The organism is Streptomyces sp. NPDC104831 (genome assembly GCF_055583025.1).
This window is the reverse complement of record NZ_JBVJOT010000020.1, coordinates 115,972-135,109: the sequence shown is the minus strand read 5'-3', so window position 1 is coordinate 135,109 and position 19,138 is coordinate 115,972. Positions and strand designations below refer to the sequence as shown.

Annotated in this window: 15 protein-coding genes; 6 read left to right on the top strand and 9 right to left on the bottom strand. The window is 74.4% G+C overall.

Annotation, left to right across the window (positions count from 1 at the left end):
* Positions 1 to 375, top strand: a 375-nt coding sequence (locus ACZ63H_RS16405) for a chorismate synthase (RefSeq protein WP_469865477.1), incomplete at its 5' end; no start/stop codon positions are given.
* Positions 376 to 639: 264 nt separating this feature from the next.
* The gene (locus tag ACZ63H_RS16400; protein WP_469865475.1) at positions 640 to 1,875 is read left to right on the top strand and encodes an IS701 family transposase; all 1,236 of its coding nucleotides are present in this window, start codon (positions 640 to 642) and stop codon (positions 1,873 to 1,875) included.
* A gap of 54 nt (positions 1,876 to 1,929) precedes the next feature.
* Here ACZ63H_RS16400 and ACZ63H_RS16395 read toward each other — a convergent pair whose 3' ends face one another.
* The 6 genes from ACZ63H_RS16395 to ACZ63H_RS16370 form a co-directional block, all read right to left on the bottom strand.
* Positions 1,930 to 3,012 carry a CE1758 family FMN-dependent luciferase-like monooxygenase gene (locus tag ACZ63H_RS16395; RefSeq protein ID WP_469865473.1) on the bottom strand — a complete coding sequence of 361 codons (1,083 nt, stop codon included), beginning with the start codon at positions 3,010 to 3,012 and terminating at the stop codon, positions 1,930 to 1,932.
* A gap of 31 nt (positions 3,013 to 3,043) precedes the next feature.
* Entirely contained in the window at positions 3,044 to 4,126 is a 1,083-nt protein-coding gene (aroB, locus tag ACZ63H_RS16390; RefSeq protein ID WP_469865471.1) for a 3-dehydroquinate synthase, read from the bottom strand.
* 142 nt (positions 4,127 to 4,268) lie between these two features.
* A complete protein-coding gene (locus ACZ63H_RS16385) occupies positions 4,269 to 6,200 on the bottom strand; it encodes a helix-turn-helix domain-containing protein (RefSeq protein ID WP_469865469.1) in 1,932 nt (643 codons plus the stop codon).
* 380 nt (positions 6,201 to 6,580) lie between these two features.
* Entirely contained in the window at positions 6,581 to 7,447 is an 867-nt protein-coding gene (locus ACZ63H_RS16380) for an AfsR/SARP family transcriptional regulator (protein WP_469865467.1), read from the bottom strand.
* Positions 7,448 to 7,551: 104 nt separating this feature from the next.
* Entirely contained in the window at positions 7,552 to 8,322 is a 771-nt protein-coding gene (locus ACZ63H_RS16375) for an SDR family NAD(P)-dependent oxidoreductase (protein ID WP_469865465.1), read from the bottom strand.
* Positions 8,323 to 8,431: 109 nt separating this feature from the next.
* Entirely contained in the window at positions 8,432 to 9,067 is a 636-nt protein-coding gene (locus ACZ63H_RS16370; protein ID WP_469865463.1) for a ScbR family autoregulator-binding transcription factor, read from the bottom strand.
* Between the two features lie 115 nt (positions 9,068 to 9,182).
* Here ACZ63H_RS16370 and ACZ63H_RS16365 point away from each other — a divergent pair, with 115 nt between their 5' ends.
* Positions 9,183 to 10,097: a ScbA/BarX family gamma-butyrolactone biosynthesis protein gene (locus ACZ63H_RS16365; RefSeq protein ID WP_469865461.1), complete on the top strand. Its 915-nt coding sequence runs from the start codon at positions 9,183 to 9,185 to the stop codon at positions 10,095 to 10,097.
* A 66-nt stretch (positions 10,098 to 10,163) separates the two neighbouring features.
* Here the strand turns inward: ACZ63H_RS16365 and ACZ63H_RS16360 are convergent, their stop codons facing one another.
* Together ACZ63H_RS16360 and ACZ63H_RS16355 are read right to left on the bottom strand one after the other, a co-directional pair.
* Entirely contained in the window at positions 10,164 to 11,072 is a 909-nt protein-coding gene (locus ACZ63H_RS16360) for a quinone oxidoreductase family protein (RefSeq protein ID WP_469865459.1), read from the bottom strand.
* A gap of 96 nt (positions 11,073 to 11,168) precedes the next feature.
* Complete coding sequence (locus tag ACZ63H_RS16355; protein WP_469865487.1) at positions 11,169 to 12,272, bottom strand: PP2C family protein-serine/threonine phosphatase; 1,104 nt, start codon at positions 12,270 to 12,272, stop codon at positions 11,169 to 11,171.
* Positions 12,273 to 12,649: 377 nt separating this feature from the next.
* Here ACZ63H_RS16355 and ACZ63H_RS16350 point away from each other — a divergent pair, with 377 nt between their 5' ends.
* The gene (locus ACZ63H_RS16350) at positions 12,650 to 15,436 is read left to right on the top strand and encodes a SpoIIE family protein phosphatase (protein WP_469865457.1); all 2,787 of its coding nucleotides are present in this window, start codon (positions 12,650 to 12,652) and stop codon (positions 15,434 to 15,436) included.
* Here the strand turns inward: ACZ63H_RS16350 and ACZ63H_RS16345 are convergent.
* A complete protein-coding gene (locus tag ACZ63H_RS16345; protein WP_469865455.1) occupies positions 15,423 to 16,862 on the bottom strand; it encodes a serine/threonine-protein kinase in 1,440 nt (479 codons plus the stop codon). The genes ACZ63H_RS16350 and ACZ63H_RS16345 overlap by 14 nt on opposite strands.
* Before the next feature lie 316 nt (positions 16,863 to 17,178).
* On the opposite strand from ACZ63H_RS16345, the gene ACZ63H_RS16340 reads away from it, so the two are divergent.
* Together ACZ63H_RS16340 and ACZ63H_RS16335 are read left to right on the top strand one after the other, a co-directional pair.
* Complete coding sequence (locus ACZ63H_RS16340; RefSeq protein WP_469865453.1) at positions 17,179 to 17,556, top strand: nuclear transport factor 2 family protein; 378 nt, start codon at positions 17,179 to 17,181, stop codon at positions 17,554 to 17,556.
* Positions 17,557 to 17,831: 275 nt separating this feature from the next.
* On the top strand, positions 17,832 to 19,046 hold the full coding sequence (locus tag ACZ63H_RS16335; RefSeq protein ID WP_469865451.1) for a glycosyltransferase: 1,215 nt from the start codon (positions 17,832 to 17,834) through the stop codon (positions 19,044 to 19,046).
* Positions 19,047 to 19,138 lie beyond the last annotated feature (92 nt).

Below are 19,138 nucleotides of genomic sequence, written 5' to 3'. Positions count from 1 at the left end.
CTGGCCCGGGTGCCCGGCTCGCAGGCCCACGACGAGATCGTCACCACGGGTGAGGGCATCAAGCGGGTCACGGGCCGCTCCGGCGGCACCGAGGGCGGTCTCACCACGGGTGAGCTGCTGCGGGTGCGGGCGGCGATGAAGCCGATCGCGACCGTGCCCCGGGCGCTGAGGACGGTGGACGTCGTCACGGGCGAGGCCGCGCAGGCCCACCACCAGCGCTCCGACGTGTGCGCGGTGCCGGCCGCCGGGATCGTGGCCGAGGCCATGGTCGCGCTGGTGCTGGCGGACGCGGTGGCGGAGAAGTTCGGCGGGGACAGCGTCACCGAGACCCGCCGCAACGCCCGGTCCTACCTCGGCCGCCTGACCGTACGCTGAGGTGGGCGGGCGGGTGTGGGGCGCGGCCCCCACACCCGCCCGGGCAGGCGGTGGTCCCGCCACACCCGCCGGGCGGAGGACGCCATGCCCTGTCAACGGGCCGTCAATCGTGCGGATATGGCCGATGCCCACCGGTCGCGCACGGGTGGTCCTCCACGCACGACCCGGCATATTCGGGTGGCAGGAGCACCTCGTCCCGCCGGGGTCGCGCCGGTCATGGTGCTCATGTAGCCGAAAAGAGCTTCCCGACCCGGCTGGAGCATCGTGAACACGTCTGTCCTCAGGAAACTCGACGCCCCCCACGCGCTGTCCGTGCCCCGCCAACGCTGCGTCGCTCCCGGTGGCGAGGCGCCCGACGAGATCGTCGCGGAGCTGTGTGCCGCCTTGTTCTCCCTCCTGGGCCGCAAGGACCAGCGGCGCCAAGCCGAGCAGTACCTGCGTGGGCTGCTGACCACGCGGGGCCGCAAGTCCATCCGCAACATCGCCGCCCATCTCGGCCGTCCCGGCCTGGAACAGAGCCTGCACCACTTCATCGCCAGCTCGACCTGGGACTGGCGGCCGCTGCGCGGTGCGCTGGCCGGCTACCTGGAAGACGCCATCGCGCCGCAGGCATGGGTGATACAGCCCATGCACATACCGAAGGCCGGCAAGTACTCGGTGGGCGTGGACGAGCAGTTCGCCCCGCATCTGGGGCAGGTCGTCCGGGGCCAGCAGGTGATCGGCGCCTGGCTGGCCGCGCCGGCCGTGAGCGCCCCCGTCGACTGGCGGCTGGTGCTGCCCGAGAGCTGGGTCAACGACCCCGAGCGGCGGGCCCGGGCGGAGGTGCCCGAGCGGACGGCGCCGGAGAGCGCGGAGGAGAGCGCCGTGACCGTGGCCCTGGAGATGGCACGGCTGTGGGACATCCCCCGCCGGCCGGCCGTCCTGGACCTGCGCCGCTGCGACGTGGCCGCCGCGGCCCGCCGGCTGGCCGCGGGCGGGGTGCCCTTCCTCACCCGGATCAGCCCGTCCTGCCCGCTGTCCGTCGCCGATCCGGCGCTGCCCGGGCACCGGGCGGGGCCGCTGCCCGCGCGGCGGATCCTGGACCTGCTCAAGGGGATGCGGGTGCCCGCCGCCTGGCAGGACCCGGCCGAGCCGCACCTCGCCCGCGCCTCCTGGGCGGCGAAGGTCCCGGTGGCGCTGCCGGGGGCCGTCGGCGGTGCGCCCCGGCGGCTGTTCCTGCTGGGCGAGTGGGCCGACCCGGGACGGCCGCCGTCCGCCCTCTGGCTCACCTCCCTGCCCCGGGTGCCGGCCGCGTCGCTGGTGCGGACCGCGAAGCTGGCCGGGCGGGTGGAGCGGGACCGCGACCTCGTCGGTGAGCAGGCGGGGCTGCGCGACTTCGCGGGGCGTTCGTTCCGCGGCTGGCACCGTCACATGACACTCGCGTCGGTGGCCCACACGGCGCTCGCCCTGCGGGCCGCCGGGTACGGGCCGCGGCGGGCCGACCGGCTGATCGGGGCCTGACCGGCCGGCGCCCCCGGGGGTGCCGGCCGGACCGCGCGGGGGGTGGTGGCTTCGTCAGGGTGCCACGGCCCTCGCGCGCCGCACCGCCGGGTGCTCCGGGGCCTTTGGCGTGCCCGGTGCGCGCAGGCGCGCGAACTCCTCGCGCAGCACGGGCAGGACCTGCTCGCCCAGGATGTCGAGCTGCTCCAGCACCGTCTTCAGGGGCAGCCCATTGGCGTCCACGTTGAACAGCTGGCGCTGGTAGTCGCCGCAGTACTCGCGGAAGGCCAGCGTCTTGTCGATGACCTCCTGGGGCGATCCGACGCTCAGCGGGGTGGCCGCCATGTAGTCCTCCAGGGAGACACCGCCGCCCATGACGGGAGAGTGGTCGAAGTAGGGCCGGAACTCCCGGACCGCGTCCTGGGAGCGGGGCCGGACGAAGGTCTGCCCGCCCAGTCCGACGATGGCCTGTTCGGGTGTGCCGTGACCGTGGTGGGCGAACCGCCTGCGGTAGAGCGCGACCATCTTCCTGGTGTGGGCCGCGGGCCAGAAGATGTGGTTGGCGAAGAAGCCGTCCCCGTGGACGGCGGCCTGCTCGGCGATCTCCGGCGAGCGGATGGAACCGTGCCAGACGAAGGGCGGGACCCCGTGCAGGGGGCGGGGGGTGGAGGTGAAGCCGCGCAACGGCGTGCGGAACCGGCCCTCCCAGTCGACGTCCGTCTCCCGCCACAGCCGGTGCAGCAGCGCGTAGTTCTCGGCGGCGAGGGGGATCCCCTGCCGGATGTCCTGCCCGAACCAGGGATAGACGGGGCCGGTGTTGCCCCGGCCGAGCATCACGTCCACGCGCCCGTCCGCCAGGTGCTGGAGCATGGCGTAGTCCTCGGCGATCTTCACCGGGTCGTTGGTGGTGACGAGGGTGGTCGAGGTGGACAGGATCAGGCGCTTCGTCCGCGCCGCGACATGGCCGAGGAGGGTCGTCGGCGAGGACGGTACGAACGGCGGGTTGTGGTGTTCCCCGGTGGCGAAGACGTCGAAGCCGACCTCTTCCGCCTTGAGCGCGATGGTGACCATCGCCTTGATCCGCTCGTGCTCGCCGACGGCCCGGCCGGTCGCCGGGTCCGGGGTGACATCGCCCACGGAGAAGATCCCGAACTGCATGACGTCCTTTCGTTCGTGGTGTGCGGTCCGGTCAGCCGGACACCCGCGCCCAGGCGGTTGCGAGGTGGTCCGGTGCGGGGTCCGCGAGGACCCGGGTGCGCCCGATGCCGTCGAGGACGATGAAGCGCAGGGTGTTCCCGCGGGTCTTCTTGTCCACCCGCATGGCGTCCAGCAGTTCGGGCCACCGGCCGCCGCGGTGGTGCAGGGGCAGGCCGAGCGCGCCGAGCACGGTCCGGTGGCGGTGCGCCACGGCGTCGTCCGACAGGCCGGCGAGGCGGCCGAGTTCGGCGGCGAACACCATGCCCACGGACACCGCCTCGCCGTGCCGCCAGGTGAAGCCCTCGCATTTCTCGATCGCGTGGCCCAGCGTGTGGCCGTAGTTGAGGGCTTCGCGCGGGCCCTGTTCGCGCAGGTCGCGGGTGACGGCCTCGGCCTTGACCCGGATCGCGCGTTCGACGAGTTCCCGGGTGTGCGGGCCGTGCGGGCCGCGCGCGCCCTCCGGGTCCGCCTCGATCAGGTCCAGGATCGTGGTGTCCCGGATGAAGCCGGCCTTGACGACCTCGGCGAGGCCCGCCGTGTAGTCGGCGGCCGGCAGGGTGATGAGCGCGTCGAGGTCGCACAGGACGGCGGCCGGCGGGTGGAAGGCGCCCACCAGGTTCTTGCCCTCGCCGGTGTTGATGCCGGTCTTCCCGCCGACCGCCGCGTCGACCATGCCGAGCAGGGTGGTCGGTACGGCGATCCAGGGCACCCCGCGCAGCCAGGTGGCGGCCGTGAAGCCGGCCAGGTCGGTGGTGGCGCCGCCGCCGATGCCCACGATCACGTCGGTGCGGGTGAAGCCGTGCTGTCCGAGGATGCGCCAGCAGCGGGCGGCGGTGCCGGCGGTCTTGGCCTGTTCGCCGTCCGGCAGCTCGATCAGTGTCGGTTCGAGGCCCCGCCCGGCGAACAGGTCCGCCGCGACGGCGGCCTTCTCGCGCAGCCGGGGCGGGTGCAGGACGGCCACCCGCGAGACCGCCCCGCCGTCGGCCGCGGTGCCGGCGAGTTCGCGCAGCAGGCCGTGGCCCACCCGCACGTCGTACGCGTCCCGGCCGGTACCCACGTGTATGTGTGTGTCCATCCACGTCACGCTAGTGATCGACGCGGCCGTGCCCGCGTCGGCGCGGGGGAATACGTCACCTCCGGGCGGTGGTGCCGTCCGACCTGACACATCTGCCGGCCCGCCGTGGCCCCCGGAGGGCCGGCGGGACCAGACTGCTGCCTCAGGCGTCCGGGACGCCCGCGCCGTGCGGGCGCAGCAGGGCCCGCATCCGGTGGATCCGCAGGGCGAGCTGGATGTCGAGGGTCCGGCCGGGCTCCTGCCACCGCGGGCCGAGGAGCGTGCCGACCCGGTCCAGCCGGCGCGCGACGGTGTTGGCGTGGATGTGGAGCCGGTCGGCGGCCCTGCTCGGGCTGGCGCCCGTGGCGAAGTACGCCTCCAGCGTCTTCACCAGCTCGGTGTCGTTGTCCCGGTCGTAGGCGAGGACCGGCCCGATGGAATTGTCGATGAAACCGCCCACGTCGTGGCCGTCGGACAGCAGGAGTCCCACGAAGCCGAGGTCGTCGAGCGCCGCGGCGCTGCCGATGGCGTCGAGGGTGGTCAGCGCCTCCAGGCAGCGCACCGCCTCCTGGTGGAGCCGGCCCGCCTCCATGGGACCGCGGCCGGGTCCGGAGGCGCCCACCGTCACCGGATGGCCCAGCACCGCGGACAGCTCGCCGGCGACCGAGCGCGCGGTGTCCGAGGCGTCGGTGCCGGGCAGCAGCAGCACGATGTTGCCGTCCCGGGCGGTCTTGAGGCCGCCCTGCCGGTAGGCGTAGGAGGAGGCCCACATCATCGCGCGCCCGTGCGAGCCGCCCTCGATGCGGACGGCGAGCAGCACATGGGGTGCCGCCGGGTCCAGGCCGGCCCTGCCGAGGCGCTGTTCCAGGCGGTGTGCCCGGCGTGACCCGCCGGCGGACAGGGCGATCAGCTCGTCGAACAGTTCGTCGTGGACGGGGCCTTCCGCCGCGGCCGTGCCGTGCTGGAGGAGCAGGTGGAGCGCGAAGACGGCGGTGATCAGGTGCAGCAGCCGTTCGTCCTCGCCGACCAGCGGGGTGGCGGGGCGCAGGACGGCGAAGCCCAGGTTCTCCGCGCCCGCCGCCACGGGGGCCACCCAGGTGTCCTCGCCGTACAGCAGGGGGGTGCGCTGTGCGTGGGCGTCCCAGGACACCTCGGTGACCGCGTTGTCGTCGAGGTCGGGCAGGGGCGCGGTGGCGGTGATGACGCGGCCTGCGGGATTCCGCAGTTGCACGGTGCCGTCCAGCGCGTCGGCGGCGGCCTGCGCCAGGATGTCGAGGTCCGCTCCGGACAGCAGCAGTCCCATCAAGTGGCCGTTGACATCGGCGAGTTGTTGCAGCCGGGCCAGTGTGGTCCGGGTACGGAAGCCGTCGGATTCGAGTTCGCTGACCTCGACGCTGGCGTCCTGGAGCCGTTCCGCGCGCTTGAGGGCCACGGCGCCCAGCGCGGCCAGCGAGCACGCCAGGCCGATCTCGTCCGGGGTGAGGTGGCGTACGGTGCGGGTCGCGCAGAACAGGACGCCGAGGGTGCTGTCGCCGTGCACGAGCGGCACGGCGAGCAGCGAGGTGATGCCTTCCGCGCGGACCATCTCGTCGGCCCGCGGGCAGTGCTCGAACCGGTCGTCGTGCAGATAGTCGGCCGTCCAGATCGGCGCCCCGGTCGTCACGGCCTGCTGTCCCGAGCCCATGGCGAGGCGCATCTCGGCCCACAGTCCGGTGGTGGCGCCCTCGACGGCGTGCAGGCTCAAGGTGCCGTCGTCCTCGCACAGACCGATGCACGCCATGTCCGCCTTGATGATCCGCTTGACCCGGCGGCTGATCACCCGCATCAGCTCGCCCAGGTCGTGCGGCTGGGTCATGTCGCGGGCGGTGTCGACGAGTTCGGCGAGTCCGTCCTCCCGCTGCCGGCGCCGGTGCTGCGAGGCGTGCACGACATGGGCCAGCCGGACCGCCTGCTCCATCCGGTCCCGCTCCTCGGGCGTGCAGGTCCGCTCCGCCCGCAGCAGCAACTCCTCGAAACGGTGGGACGGTACCTCTTCGGCCAGCAGCCGGAGCACGGTGAGCAGGTCCGGATGGTCTCTGTCTGCTGCGTCGGTCATCGCCTTTACCCCCGCCGGCCTGGCCTTTCGCGTTTGCGAACAGAACTTAGACGGACGGCGATCGAGGAGTCAACCACGGCCGTTCGGTGAGGCCGGCCACCGGGGCGGTGCCCGGCGGGGACGCGGCGGGCGGGTGCCGGGCCGCCGGTGCCGGCTGCGCCCCGGGGCGGTCGACGGTGCGGGAGCCGAATGGGCCGGGGACGGTACGGCACGTCGAGGAGCACACCCGGTGTGACGGGCACGGATGCGGCCGGGCGCCGGAGATCCCGGTGAGGCGGCGGAGACGGCGAGGGGCGCGCGGGGCGTGGGCCGGGCGCGCCGCCCGGGCGTCCCCGCGCGCACCCGGACCCGCGCGCGGGGACGCCTCCGCCCACCGGGCGTCAGGCGCTTTGCAGGTCGCCGAGGGGGATGCGGGGCAACGTGCTGAGTTCGAGGTCCGCGCAGTGCGTCCGCCGGGCGGCCCCCTGCTGTGCGGGGATCCGGCCCGGCAGGGACCGGCCGGGCGCGGTGCGTCCCTCACGGCGCCTGCGCAGGTAGTCCCGGATGACGTCGCGGTCCTGGCCCCGGTGGTCCAGGTCCGCCTTCAGCTGCGCGTACAGGGGCGTCGCGGGGCAGTAGCGGGTGAGTGCCTGCGCCAGGTCCGCGCACAGCTCCCGCCAGCGCCCGAGCCGGAGCTCCGCGTCGATCCACCGGTCCACGGCGCGCTGCCAGGAGCAGGTCAGCCGGGTGGCGTGGGCGCGGAGTTGGGGGCCGTGCGGAACACCGGAGAGCGGGGCGCCGCTCCACAGGGCGAGCGCCTCGCGCAGCCGCCGGCCGGCGAGGTGCAGGTCTCCCGCCTCCATGGCCCGGTATCCGGCTCCGGTCAGCCGCTTGAACGCCCTGAGGTCGCTGGAGCCGCCGCCGGTGTCGAGCCGGTAACCACCGGGCACGGAGGCGAGGACGTCCTCGGCCGCCCGCTCGCTGCCCGCCGCCTGCAGGGCCGCGTTCACGACCGCGCGCAGGCGTCCGATGTGGTGTTCCAGGGCGTCCTGGGCGCCGTCCGGCAGTGCCTGCGGCCACAGTTCGTCGGCGAGGGCGTACGCCGGTACGACACCGTCGGCCGCCGCCGTGAGGAGCGCGAGCACCTGCCTGGTCGGCACCTCGGCCGGACAGACGGGCAAGGTCCCCACGCTCACGGCCACTTCCCCGAGCATCCTCAGCTCCATGTCGTTGCCCTCCCGACTCAGGTCACTCTCGGTGCCACCCACATCAATAATAGTATTGATTTTGTTTTTTGCCGACGGGAGCCGGCCGGACAGGTCCGCGGCACCGGGCTCCCCCCGGAAGGGCTCCCCCTGGCCGGCCGCGCCGTTCAGACGGCGCTGCATCCCCCGTCGACGGGCATCGCGGCCCCCGTGACGAACGAGGCCTGGTCGCTGCACAGCCACACCGCCGCCCGGGCCACCTCGACCGGTTCGGCGAGGCGGTGCTGGACGGCCCGGGCGGTGGCGGCCCGCTCCAGGCCGGGGACCCGTGCGAGGGCCTCCTCCATCAGCTCGGTGCGGGTGCTGCCGACCACGAGGGCGTTGACGCGGATACCGCGCCCGCCGTACTCGGCGGCGGCCGCCCTGGTCAGGCCCAGCACCGCGTGCTTGGCCGCGACGTAGGGGGCGACGGCCCCGGTCGCGAACAGCCCCGCCGTACTGGAGGTGTTGACGATCGCGCCGGCGCCCTGGTCCAGCATCACCGGGAGCTGGTGCTTCAGGCAGTTCCACACACCGCGTACGTTCACGTCCATGATCTGCTCGTAGACGGCGTCGTCCGTCTCGTGCAGCGGGGTGCCCATGGAACCCCAACCGGCGTTGTTGAAGGCCGCGTCCAGCCGGCCGAACGTGTCGACCGCGGCGGCCACGGACCGTTCGACGTCCGCCGCCCGGGTCACGTCCCCCGCCGTCACCAGCGCCCGGCCCCCGCCGGCCTCGATCTCCCCGGCCAGGCCGCGCAGCCGGTCCGCCCGCCGCGCCATGAGCACCACCGCCGCGCCCTGTTCGGCGAAGAGCCGGGCGGCGGCCTCGCCTATGCCGCTGGACGCTCCTGTGACCATGACGGTTCTGCCCGCGAACAGGCCGAGTCCGGAGTCCACCCCATCGTTCCCTTCGGTGCGTTGCCGATCTTCGTCCCCACACCGTAGCCGGACAACGAAAAAGAGGCGCCGCGTGTCCGCAGCGCCCGCCGTCTCCCGCTCCCCTCCCTCAGGATGAGGCCGCTCTGGCCCGCTCCTCGCCGAAGCGCAGCGTCTTGGCCACGCTGGGTACGGCGAGCGCGGGCAGCAGACATCGCCACATCTCCTCGACGCGCGCGGGCAGATCCCGGTGCGACGTCTCCAGCTGGGCGTGGATCTGGGCTCCGGTGCAGCAGCTGACGACCAGTGTGGCGTAGGCCTCGGTGTCCACGTCGGCCCGCAGCTCGCGGCGGCGCCGGGCCTGCTCGAAGTCGTGCAGCAGGATGCCCGCCCACTGCTGGTGGGAGTTCACACTCGGGTCGAGGAAGTGTTCCTGGTCCATCACCAGGCGCGCGCCGGCCTGGAGCACCGGGTCGTCGAGCAGTTGGTAGGCCCAGGTCAGCGTCACGTCGACGGCGTGCTGCAGCCCCTGCGAGTCGAACGGCGGGACCACCAGTTCCGGTTGGCCGGTGACGATCAGGCGCGCCAGTTCCTCCTTGGACTTGAAGTGGAAGTACATGGCCCCCAGGGTCAGTTCGGCCCGCTCGGCGATCCGCGAGACGGTCGTGCCCGCGAAGCCGTACTCCGCGAACGTCTCGGCCGCCGCCCGGATGAGAGCGGCTCGGGTCCGCGCCGCTCTCTCCTGTTTCACCACTCGACCTGTCATGTGCAATCGCCCGTTCACCACTAGAAAAAAGTGAATACTATTCTTTACCTTACAAGAGACATGACACCTGGGTACCAAGGTCCGGGACAGAGAAATATCAGGGGGAGCGCCGGTCATGACGGCCACACACGACGATCCGCTCGGTGCGCACAGCGCGCTCGTGCGCAAATCCGTCCACGACGAGGCACTGGTCACCGGCTGGCGCCCGTTGACGGACAACTGCCAGGTGGTGACCGCTCGTTGGCCGATCGACCACCGCTTCTACGTGGAAGGGGGGCGGTACACCCCGCTGCTCGCCACGGAGAGCCTGCGGCAGGCGCTGGCACTCCTGACGCACACCGTGCACGACATACCCCTCAGTCATCGGCTCGGGTGGGAGCACATACGCTCCGCCGTCGTCCCGACGGCACTGGAGGTGGGCCCGGAGCCCGCCGAGGTCGAACTGGTCATCACCCACACGGAGGTGACCCGGCGCCGGCTGGGCAGTGCGCACCTGGTCTCCCGGGTGGAGGCGACGCGCGCCGGCGCCGCCCTGGGCACGGCCACCCTGCGCTACAGCACCCATCCCCCGGCCATCTACGACCGGCTGCGCGGCCCGTACGCCGACGCCAAGGACGCCTTCGCCCGCGCACTCCCCCTCACCCCGCCCGTACCGGCACCCCTGGTGGGCCGCGCCCGGGAACGTGACGTGGTGCTCTCCCCCACGGCCGAACCGCGGCGCTGGCGGCTGCGCGTCGACACCTCGCACCAGGTCCTCTTCGACCACCCGCACGATCACATACCCGGGATGGTGCTGCTGGAGGCGGCGGGCCAGGCCGCGCAGGCGGTGGCGTCCCGGCCCGTGGTGCCCGTCGAGTTCGACACCACGTTCACGCGCTACGTCGAGTTCGACCAGCCCTGCCACATCACGGCACGCGACGTCACCGACCCCGCGGAGGGCCCCGACGGGCACGGCCGGACCGTGATCGACGCCCACCAGGGCGACCGGCTCGTCTTCTCCAGCACCGTGACGACCCGCCCGCTGTCCTAGCGGAACACCTCCCGGCCGGAAGGTGACGGGCCGGCGCGGGAGGTGTAGGGGGCGCGGTGGCGGGTGTCAGGGGCGCAGCAGGATCTTTCCCGTGGTGCGGCGGGCCAGGAGGTCGGTGTGGGCGCGGGCCGCGTCGGCCAGCGGGTACTCCTCGCCGGCCACGGGGCGCAGGACCCCCCGCGCCATCATGTCCAGCATCTCCCGCACCGGCTCCGCGAAGGCCCCGGGGCGGGCCAGGGTGGGGCGCAGCCAGAATCCGACGACCGCGGCGTTCAGGGCGCGCAGCCGCGCGTCGTCGAGCGGGGTGAACGCCTCGCGGGAGGCGTTGCCGTAGGTGACGATGCGGCCGAAGTCCGCGAGCGAGCCCAGTGCCCGGTCGAACAGCGGGCCGCCGACGCCGTCGAGGATCACGTCGGCCGGTTCGGGCAGCGGGTACTCGACCACCCCGGCGGCGCCCAGGCCCGTCACCAGGTCCGCCTTGGCCTTGGTCGAGGCCGTCGCCCACACCTCGCCCGCTCCCCAGAGGCGGGCCAGCTGCACCGCGACGCTGCCCACCCCGCCCGCGGCGGAGTGCACCACGACCCGCTCGCCCGGCCGTACCCGGGCGGCACTGCGCAGCAGGTGCCAGGCGGTCAGGCCCTGCATCAGCGTGGACAGGGCGTGGGCGGCGGGGAGGTCCTCGGGGATGTCGAACACCGCGGTCCGGTCGGCCACGGCGAGTTCGGCGTACCCGCGCCGGACCCGGGCGAGGACGCGCCGGCCGTCCGGTGTGCGTCCGACGACCTCGCTGCCCGGCACGAAGGGCAGCTGGTCCGCGCTCAGGTACGAACCGTCGGCCTGGTGGGTGTCCGCGAAGTTGATGCCCGCGGCCTCCACGGTGATCAGCACCTGGTCCGGGCCGGGTTCCGGCTCCGGCAGGTCGACGAGGGACAGCACTTCGGGTCCACCGAAGCGGTCGAACTGTATGGCACGCAAGGTGTGACCTCTACTCGTTGAGGGCGTTCCGTCGCGCATCGCGCGCGCCCAGCTTATGTGAGTGCCGCACACGTCATGTGTGTGCCGGGCGGGCACTCAGCCGACGGACGACGGCGGCGGCACGGACGCGAGGCCGTCGGCGGGGAGGCAGACCGCGAGTGCCGCGATGTCGTCCTGGAGGCGGTCGCCGCTGTAGGCCAGCAGATCGTGGTGGAGCCGCTCCAGCAGGCCCCGGGGCGGGAGGGCGCGCCAGGAGCCGAGGCGCTGGAGGAGGGGGTAGAAGGAGCCGGACGGATCGCGGGTCTCCGTGACGCCGTCCGTGTAGAGCAGCAGCTCGTCGCCGGGGCGGAAGGAGTACTCGTCGACGTGGTACGGCTCCCCGGCCAGCATGCCGAGGTTGAGCGGCGGGGCCGACCGTCCGCTGTCCAGTTCGCGGACCTCGCCCGCGCGGATGCGGACGGGCGGCGGGTGGCCGCAGTTGACGACGCGGAGCACCGGCGCCGACGAGGGGATCTCCACGAAGACGGCGGTGACGAACCGTTCGCCGACCTCGTTCCCGCCCAGCAGCGCCGCCCTGCGGTTCATGCTGGTCTCCACCCGGTCGGCCAGGGCGGGCAGCGCCGCTTCGTCGTGCGCGGCCTCGCGGAACGCGCCGAGCAGGGCGGCGGCGGTCTCCACCGCGAGCAGTCCCTTGCCCCGTACGTCGCCGATGAGCAGCCGGACCCCGTACCGGGTGGGGACGGCCTCGTAGAGGTCGCCGCCGATGCGCGCCTCCGCGGTGGCGGACAGATAGAGGCTGTCCAGCAGCAGGTCGCCGATCCGGTGCGGGACCGGCCGGAGCAGCACCCGCTGTGCGATGTCGGCCACGAAGCGCACATCGGCCAGGGTGCGCTCGCGGCGGGTGCGGTGCGCGGCCAGGATGGTGCCGAGGACGCCCACCAGCGCGGTACAGACGTAGGAGGCCACGTAGTAGCGGTCCCAGAGGTAGCCGACGGGCCGGCCGGCGCAACAGGGGGTGCCGGCCAGGACGCCTTCCAGGAGGACGGCGAACGCGGTGGCACCGGCGACGACCGCGGGGCCGTAGGCGAACGCGGTCACGAGCGGCAGGGCGATCAGCACGAAGCTCACCGGCCACTGGACGGGGGTCGCGGGCTCCAGCAGCAGGATGGCGGCGACGAACAGGACCGGGAGCCACCGCAGCCACGCGGGAGACTGCGGCAACCGCGTCCGCGCACCCGCGCCGTCCTCCGGCTCCCGACCGGTGGGTCCAGGCTTCGGCATACGTGGTCTCCGCACACGGACTCCTGATCACAGGACCTCACGACGACAAGGTCCCCAGCCTGGTGCGCCCGCGCGCGGCACGCCGGGGATTGCTCCGCTCAGCGGCATGTTCCCGTCACGCCCGGTACGCGGCCCGGCCCGCCGGCGGGGCGGCGCCCGCAACGGCCGTCATCCGTCCGGAGCGGGGCCGGCCGGCGCAGCCCCTCCCCCACCCGGCCGACGCCCGGGACGCCGGTGGTGCGCGACCGGCCGCACAGCGGTCGCCGGTCACCGAGTTCCAGTGCTAGAAAAGGGAGATGAGCGGACGTTTCCGCCGTCCGAGGGCGAAAGCGGCGCCGCCGCCCGGCACCCGGCGGGCCCACGATCCGCCCCGCCGACGCGTGCCGGGGCCGTTTCGCGGGCGCCGGATCCCGCCGTCCCTGAGCGTCCGCACGCTCGCCGCCCAGGTCTTCCTGTTCCATGCGCTGATCATGCTGCTGCTGGTCGCGGTGGGCGCCACCGCCCTGGTGGTGCAGGGTCTGTACGACGCCAAGCGCAGCGCCAGGGACCGGTCGCTGGCCGTGGCCGAGGCCTTCGCACACGCCCCCGGCACGGCGGACGCGCTGCGCGCGCCGGATCCGACGGCCCGGCTGCAGCCGGAGGCGGAGCAGGTGCGCAAGGGGGCCGGGGTCGACTTCGTCACCGTGCTGGACAAGCACGGGGTCCGGCTCACCGACCGCCGGCCCGACCTGATCGGCACGAAGGCCCAGGGGGTCGGGCGGGCCCTGCTGGGCGAGACGTTCACCGAGACCTTCCACGGCCGGCCGGCCGACGCCGTGCGCGCCGTCGTCCCGGTGACGGACCCGAGCAGGCGCGTGGCCGGCGTCGTCACCGCGGGCATCGAGTACGCCAACGTGGGCGACGTCCTCGTCCGGGAGCTGCCGGCGCTGCTCGGCGCGGCGGCGGGGGCGCTGGTCCTGGCGACCGGCGGGGCGGCCCTGGTCAGCCGCCGGCTGCTGCGGCAGACCCATGGGCTCGGCCCGGCCGAGATGACCCGGATGTACGAGCATCACGACGCCGTCCTGCACGCCGTGCGCGAGGGAGTGCTGATCCTCGGCGGCGACGGGCGCGTGCTGCTCGCCAACGACGAGGCGCGCCGGCTGCTGGACCTGCCGGCGGACGCCGACCGGCGGCCGGTGCGGGAGCTGCGGCTGGGTCCGGGGCCGACCAGGCTGCTGGAGGCGGGCGAGGCCGTGTCCGACGAGGTCGTCCGGTCCGGGGACCGGCTGCTGGCGGTGAACATCCGGCCCACCGCCCCGTACGGCGGTGCGCCGGGCCTCGTGGCCACGTTCCGTGACACCACGGATCTGCGGGCCCTCTCGGGAGAGGCCGAGCTGGCGCGGGGCCGGCTGTCGTTCCTGTACGAGGCGGGCATGCGGATCGGCACCACGCTCGATGTGCGGCGCACGGCCGAGGAGCTGTCGGAGGTGGCGGTGCCGCGCATGGCCGACTTCGTCACCGTGGAGCTGCTGGACTCCGTGCTGCGCGGCGAGGAACCCACGAGCGCGGTGCGCGAGATGCGCCGCACGGCGCTGCGCGGCGCGCATCCCGGTCATCCGTTGCAGCCGGTGGGCGAGGTGATCCGGTTCGTGATGGCGGACACCCCGATGGCGGCGGCGCTGCGCCGGGGCAAGGCCGTCCTCGTGCCGGATCTGCACCGTGCCCAGGACTGGCGGGCGCGGGACGCCGGCGGCGCCGAGCGGGTGCTGGACTACGGCATCCACTCGCTGATCACGGTGCCGCTGCGGGCCCGCGGGGTGGTCCTCGGCATGGCCGACTTCTGGCGGGGCGCGGGCTCGCCCCGGTTCGACGAGGAGGACGTCGCGGTGGCCGAGGAGCTGGTGGCCCGGGCCGCCGTGGCCATCGACAACGCCCGCCGGTACGCCCGCGAGCACACCATGGCGGTGACGCTGCAGCGCAGCCTGCTGCCGGTGGGCCTGCCGGAGCAGGACGTGCTGGAGATCGCCTCGCGGTATCTGCCGGCCCGGTCGGGTGTGGGCGGCGACTGGTTCGACGTCATCCCGCTGCCGGGATTCCGGGTGGCGCTCGTCGTCGGGGACATCGTGGGGCACGGGATGCGGGCGGCGGTCACCATGGGACGGCTGCGCACGGCCGTGCTGAACTTCTCGTCGCTGGACCTCGCCCCGGACGAGCTGCTCGGCCACCTGGACGAGATGGTGACCCGGCTGGACTCGCAGACCGCGACCGCCGACGACGACCACGTGCCGCTCACCGGCGCCACCTGCCTCTACGCCGTCTACGACCCGGTGTGCGGGCGGTGCGCCGTGTCCCGCGCGGGGCATCTGGCGCCCGCGGTGGTGGATCCCGAGGGCCGGGTGACCTTCCCGGACCTGCCCCTGTCGCCGCCCCTGGGGGTCGGCGGGCACCCCTTCGAGGCGGGCGAGCTGGAGCTGCCCGAGGGCAGTCGTCTGGTCCTGTTCACCGACGGCCTGATCGAGAGCCGGGGCCGGGACGTCGACGAGGGCCTGGCGACGCTGTCCTCGGCCGTCGCCCACGCGGACCGGACACCGGAGGAGACCTGCCGCGTCCTGGTGGAGCGGATGCTGCCCGAGCACCCCAGCGACGACGTGGCCCTGCTGGTCGCCCGGACCCGGCTGCTCGATCCCTCCCGCGTGGCGAGCTGGGACGTGCCGTTCGACGTGACGGCCGTGCCCCGGGTGCGCGGCGAGGTGAGCCGGCGGCTGGCCGACTGGGGGCTGGAGGAAACGGCGTTCGCCACCGAACTGATCCTCAGCGAGCTGCTCACCAACGCGATCCGTTACGGCGCCCCGCCCGTGCGGGTCCGGCTGCTGCTGGGCCGGACCCTGGTCTGCGAGGTGTCGGACGGCAGCAACACCTCGCCGCGACTGCGGCGCGCGGCCAGCACGGACGAGGGGGGCCGGGGGCTGTTCCTCGTCTCCCAGTTCGCCGACCTGTGGGGGACCCGTTACGCCGCGCGGGGCAAGGTCATCTGGGCCGAGCAGACCCTGGACCGGGTGGCGGAGCCGGATCCGTCCCTGCTGTTCGACGTCATGGGCCTGTGACCGGGACCGGGTGACCGTCGGCGACCGGCCGGTCCGGTTCGGTGACGTCCGGGGCGGCGGGGGCGTCCGGGGCGGAGTGCGCGATCCACTCGACGACCTCGTCGGTCAGCTCCCGGAGCCGGTCGTGGGTGCGGGGCAGGCGCGGCCGGTGCCAGGGGGTGTGCCCCCACTGCCGCTCCAGGGTCCACGGGGGTCCGCCGCGCTGGACCTCGGCGAGGAAGCAGACGTCGTGGTCGAGGACGGCCTCCAGGACGACGCGCCGGCCGTCGTGCGCGTGCGTGGCCAGCCACAGGGCCCCCTCCGGTACGAAGCCCTCCTCGCTGTTGGGCTGCCAGTCGTACTCGCCGAGGGTGCTGTCGCCGCCCGCGTGGTCGACGCCCTCGGTCCAGGCGCCCTTGTCGCCGGTCAGGGCCTCGGCGAGGCGGCGGATGCAGGGCAGCATCATCGCCCGGGTGGCCTCCTCGTCGCGGTGGTGGCGGTCCCACAGGGAGGGGTCGCCCCAGCCCCGGTGGAAGGAGCGGGCGCCGAAGGGGGTGAAGCGGGCGGCGTCACCGCGGTGGCGGTCGAGCCAGGCGCGCAGTTCGGCGTGGAAGTCGGCCATGGTCAGCCGGTCGCGGACCATGTGCTGGGTGGCCGCCTCCAAGACGTGGCCGAGGGCCAGGGTGGCGTTGCCGCCGCCGAGCGACCACAGGCTGAACTCCTCGGCGTCCACGCGGTGCGTGCCGAACGGCGGGTAGGGGCCGCGGCGGGGGTGGGCGAGGACGAACAGCGTCTTGGCGAGGGAGTAGACATCGGCCCGCTCCCCGGCCCCGGGGCCGGTGGCCCGGCGCATCTCGGGGGCGAGGAAGTTGGCGGGGCCGAGCCCTTCTCCCTGCCGGGTCAGTCCGGCGGGCGTCCGGGCGATGGCGGCGATCCCGAAGTCGCCGAGAACCGCCGCGCCGTCGTACCAGAAGAGGTTGTCGGGCTTGATGTCGCGGTGGTAGGTGCCCTGCTCGGCGAGGGCGGCCAGGGTCCCGGCGAGGTCCGTGACGTGGGCGACGACGTCGAGGAGGGTGGAGTTCTCGTCGAGGGCGTCGGCCAGCGGGCGGGCGTGGGGCATGGCGTACCAGAGGGGCCGGTCGCCGTGCTCGTCGTCGATGTCCCAGACGGGGAGGATCCCGGGGGTGCCGTTCATCCGGCGCATGTACAGCGCCTCCTGGTGGAAGCGCTGGAGGCGGATCCGCCGGGCCCGGCTGAGGCGCGCGCCGGGCGGGTCGGCGGTGTGCTTGACGACGGCCTCCCGGTCGCCGTGCACCTCGGTCGCCTTGCGCACGAAGGGCTTGCCGCGGCCGAGACTGCCCCGGTCCCGCCAGCGTGGCAGGTCGTAGTCGCGTGCGGCCGGGGGACGTTGGGGGCGGGCGGGGCGCCGCGGTGCTCTTCCGGACATGGGGAGCACGCTATCCCGCGCCGGACCGGGGCGGACACGGAACCGGCGTCTCGCCGAGGGGCGGGGCGACGTCGCCGGCGCCGCTCACGACGCGCCGCACGCCGGGGACTTCGGGGGCCCGGTCGCCGCGGCCGTCCCGCGGACGCGGGTCGAGCGGCACGGCCCGGGGCCGGTTCCGCGCGTGGGGGGCCTTCATGCCGTTCGTCGAGCGAGGCGTGGGGCCGCCGGCCTGCCCGCACCGCGGCGCCGTACCGGGACCGCGCGAACCGGCTCGCGGGACGGACGCCTGCGGTGCGGCGGCTGGTATTACTGGTGCATGCAGGAAGAGACAGCGCGGTCCGCGATCGACACGTTCATCTCCGCGTTCAACGCCTCGGACGACACCTATGTGACGGAACTGCTTTCCCAGGCCCTGACCTCGGACGTGGTCTTCTGGGGGCCGCTGGGCCGCAGTGAGGGGATCGAGGCGGTCGAGCGGTTCGTGCTGGACATCCGGCGCCATCCGGCGGGGGCCGGCACGATGGTGCGCTGCTCGGCGGTGGACATGCCCGACGAGTGGGCCCGCTACCAGTGGGTCTTCACCCTGCCGGGCGGAGGCCCCCGCCTGGCGGGGACGGACGTCGTCCATCTGCGGCGCAACCTGATCGATCAAGTCATCGTCTTCGCGGGGGAGATCGGGCCGCCCGCCTCCTGAGCCGCCCCCTGCGGCGCCGCCCTCTTCCCGAACCGGTCGCACGTGGCCGCGGCCCGTCCCGCGGCGCTCTCCCCGGCGGGCCTCGGATTCCGGGTTCGGTGCCGCGGACGCAGCAGGCGTACGGTCGCCGAGGGGGAAATGACGAAGGCAAGGAGGTCAGACGCTCCTTGCCACTCTTAACTTATAGCGCACGGGGGGCCTTGCGGCAAGGCCCCCGTCGTACCGCAGAATCAACGGCCTGAGCCAGGAAGCCGCCGGAATGGGAGTTCTGCGAAGTGCGTGTGGTGTTGTCGACCTTTGGGTCGCGCGGGGACGTGGAACCGCTGGCGGGGCTCGCGGTCCGGTTGCGTGAGCACGGTGCCCGGGTGCGGGTGTGCGCGCCCCCGGACGAGGACTTCGCGCGCCGGCTGGCCGACGTGGGGGTGCCGCTGGTGCCGGTAGGCCCGTCGGCCCGCGCGCTGACGAGGGCGGCGCCGTCGCCCTCGTCGCTGCCCGAGCGCGCGGCCGCGCTGATAGCCGGCCAGCTCGGCCCGGTCGCCGAGGCGGCAGAGGGGTGCGACGTGCTGGTGGCGACCGGTGCGCTGCCCGCCGCCGCGGGTGCGCTGTCGGTGGCCGAGAAGCTGGGGATCCGCTCGGTGTCCGTCACCTTCCAGCAGCTCACCCTGCCCGCGCCGCACCGCCGGCCGCTCGCGTACCCGGGCCGCCCGCTCCCGCCGGAGGTGACCGACAACCGGGCGCTGTGGGAGCTGGACGCACGGAACATCGACGCGCTGTTCCGGACGGCGCTCGACACGGGCCGGGCGTCCCTCGGCCTGCCACCGGTGGACGACGTCCGCGCCTACGTCCTGGGCGAGCGGCCGTGGCTGGCGAGCGACCCGTTCCTGGACCCGTGGCACGACACACCGGACCTCGACGTCGTGCAGACCGGCGCGTGGATCCTGCCCGACACCCGGCCGCTCCCGGCCGCCCTGACGGCGTTCCTCGACGCCGGGACGCCGCCGGTGTACGTGGGCTTCGGCAGCATGCCGCTGCACGCGACGGCGGACATGGCCCGGATCGCCGTCGAGGCGGTCCGGGCGCAGGGCCGCCGCGTGATCGTGGCCCGCGGCTGGGCCGACCTGTCCCCCCGCGGCGGGGACGACTGCTTCGTGGTCGGGGAGGTCAACCAGCAGGCGCTGTTCGGCCGGGTGGCCGCCGTGGTGCACCATGGTGGCGCGGGTACGACGACGACGGCCGCCCGGGCCGGGGCGGCCCAGGTGGTGGTCCCCCAGGTGGCGGACCAGCCGTACTGGGCCGGGCGGGTGGCGGGCCTGGGCATCGGCGCGGCCCACGACGGCCCCGCCCCCACCGTGGCGTCGCTGTCGGCCGCGCTCCGGACGGCGCTCGCTCCCGGGACCCGCGCGCGGGCGAGAGCCGCGGCGGGCCGGGTCCGCTCCGACGGGGCATCGGTGGCCGCGCGGCTGCTGCTGGACGCCGCTGCTTCCCGCTGACCGGGGACCGGGGGGGGGGGGGGGGGGGGGGGGGGGGGGGGGGGGGGGGGGGGGGGGGGGGGGGGGGGGGGGGGGGGGGGGGGGGGGGCGTA

What these genes read in the sequence shown, in the direction of transcription:
- ACZ63H_RS16345 (WP_469865455.1), bottom strand. Translation starts at nt 16,862, where the DNA reads ATGTCCGGAAGAGCACCGCGGCGCCCCGCCCGCCCCCAACGTCCCCCG.
- ACZ63H_RS16385 (WP_469865469.1), bottom strand. Translation starts at nt 6,200, where the DNA reads ATGACCGACGCAGCAGACAGAGACCATCCGGACCTGCTCACCGTGCTC.
- ACZ63H_RS16340 (WP_469865453.1), top strand. Translation starts at nt 17,179, where the DNA reads ATGCAGGAAGAGACAGCGCGGTCCGCGATCGACACGTTCATCTCCGCG.
- ACZ63H_RS16365 (WP_469865461.1), top strand. Translation starts at nt 9,183, where the DNA reads ATGACGGCCACACACGACGATCCGCTCGGTGCGCACAGCGCGCTCGTG.
- ACZ63H_RS16370 (WP_469865463.1), bottom strand. Translation starts at nt 9,067, where the DNA reads ATGACAGGTCGAGTGGTGAAACAGGAGAGAGCGGCGCGGACCCGAGCC.
- ACZ63H_RS16350 (WP_469865457.1), top strand. Translation starts at nt 12,650, where the DNA reads ATGAGCGGACGTTTCCGCCGTCCGAGGGCGAAAGCGGCGCCGCCGCCC.
- aroB (WP_469865471.1), bottom strand. Translation starts at nt 4,126, where the DNA reads ATGGACACACACATACACGTGGGTACCGGCCGGGACGCGTACGACGTG.
- ACZ63H_RS16395 (WP_469865473.1), bottom strand. Translation starts at nt 3,012, where the DNA reads ATGCAGTTCGGGATCTTCTCCGTGGGCGATGTCACCCCGGACCCGGCG.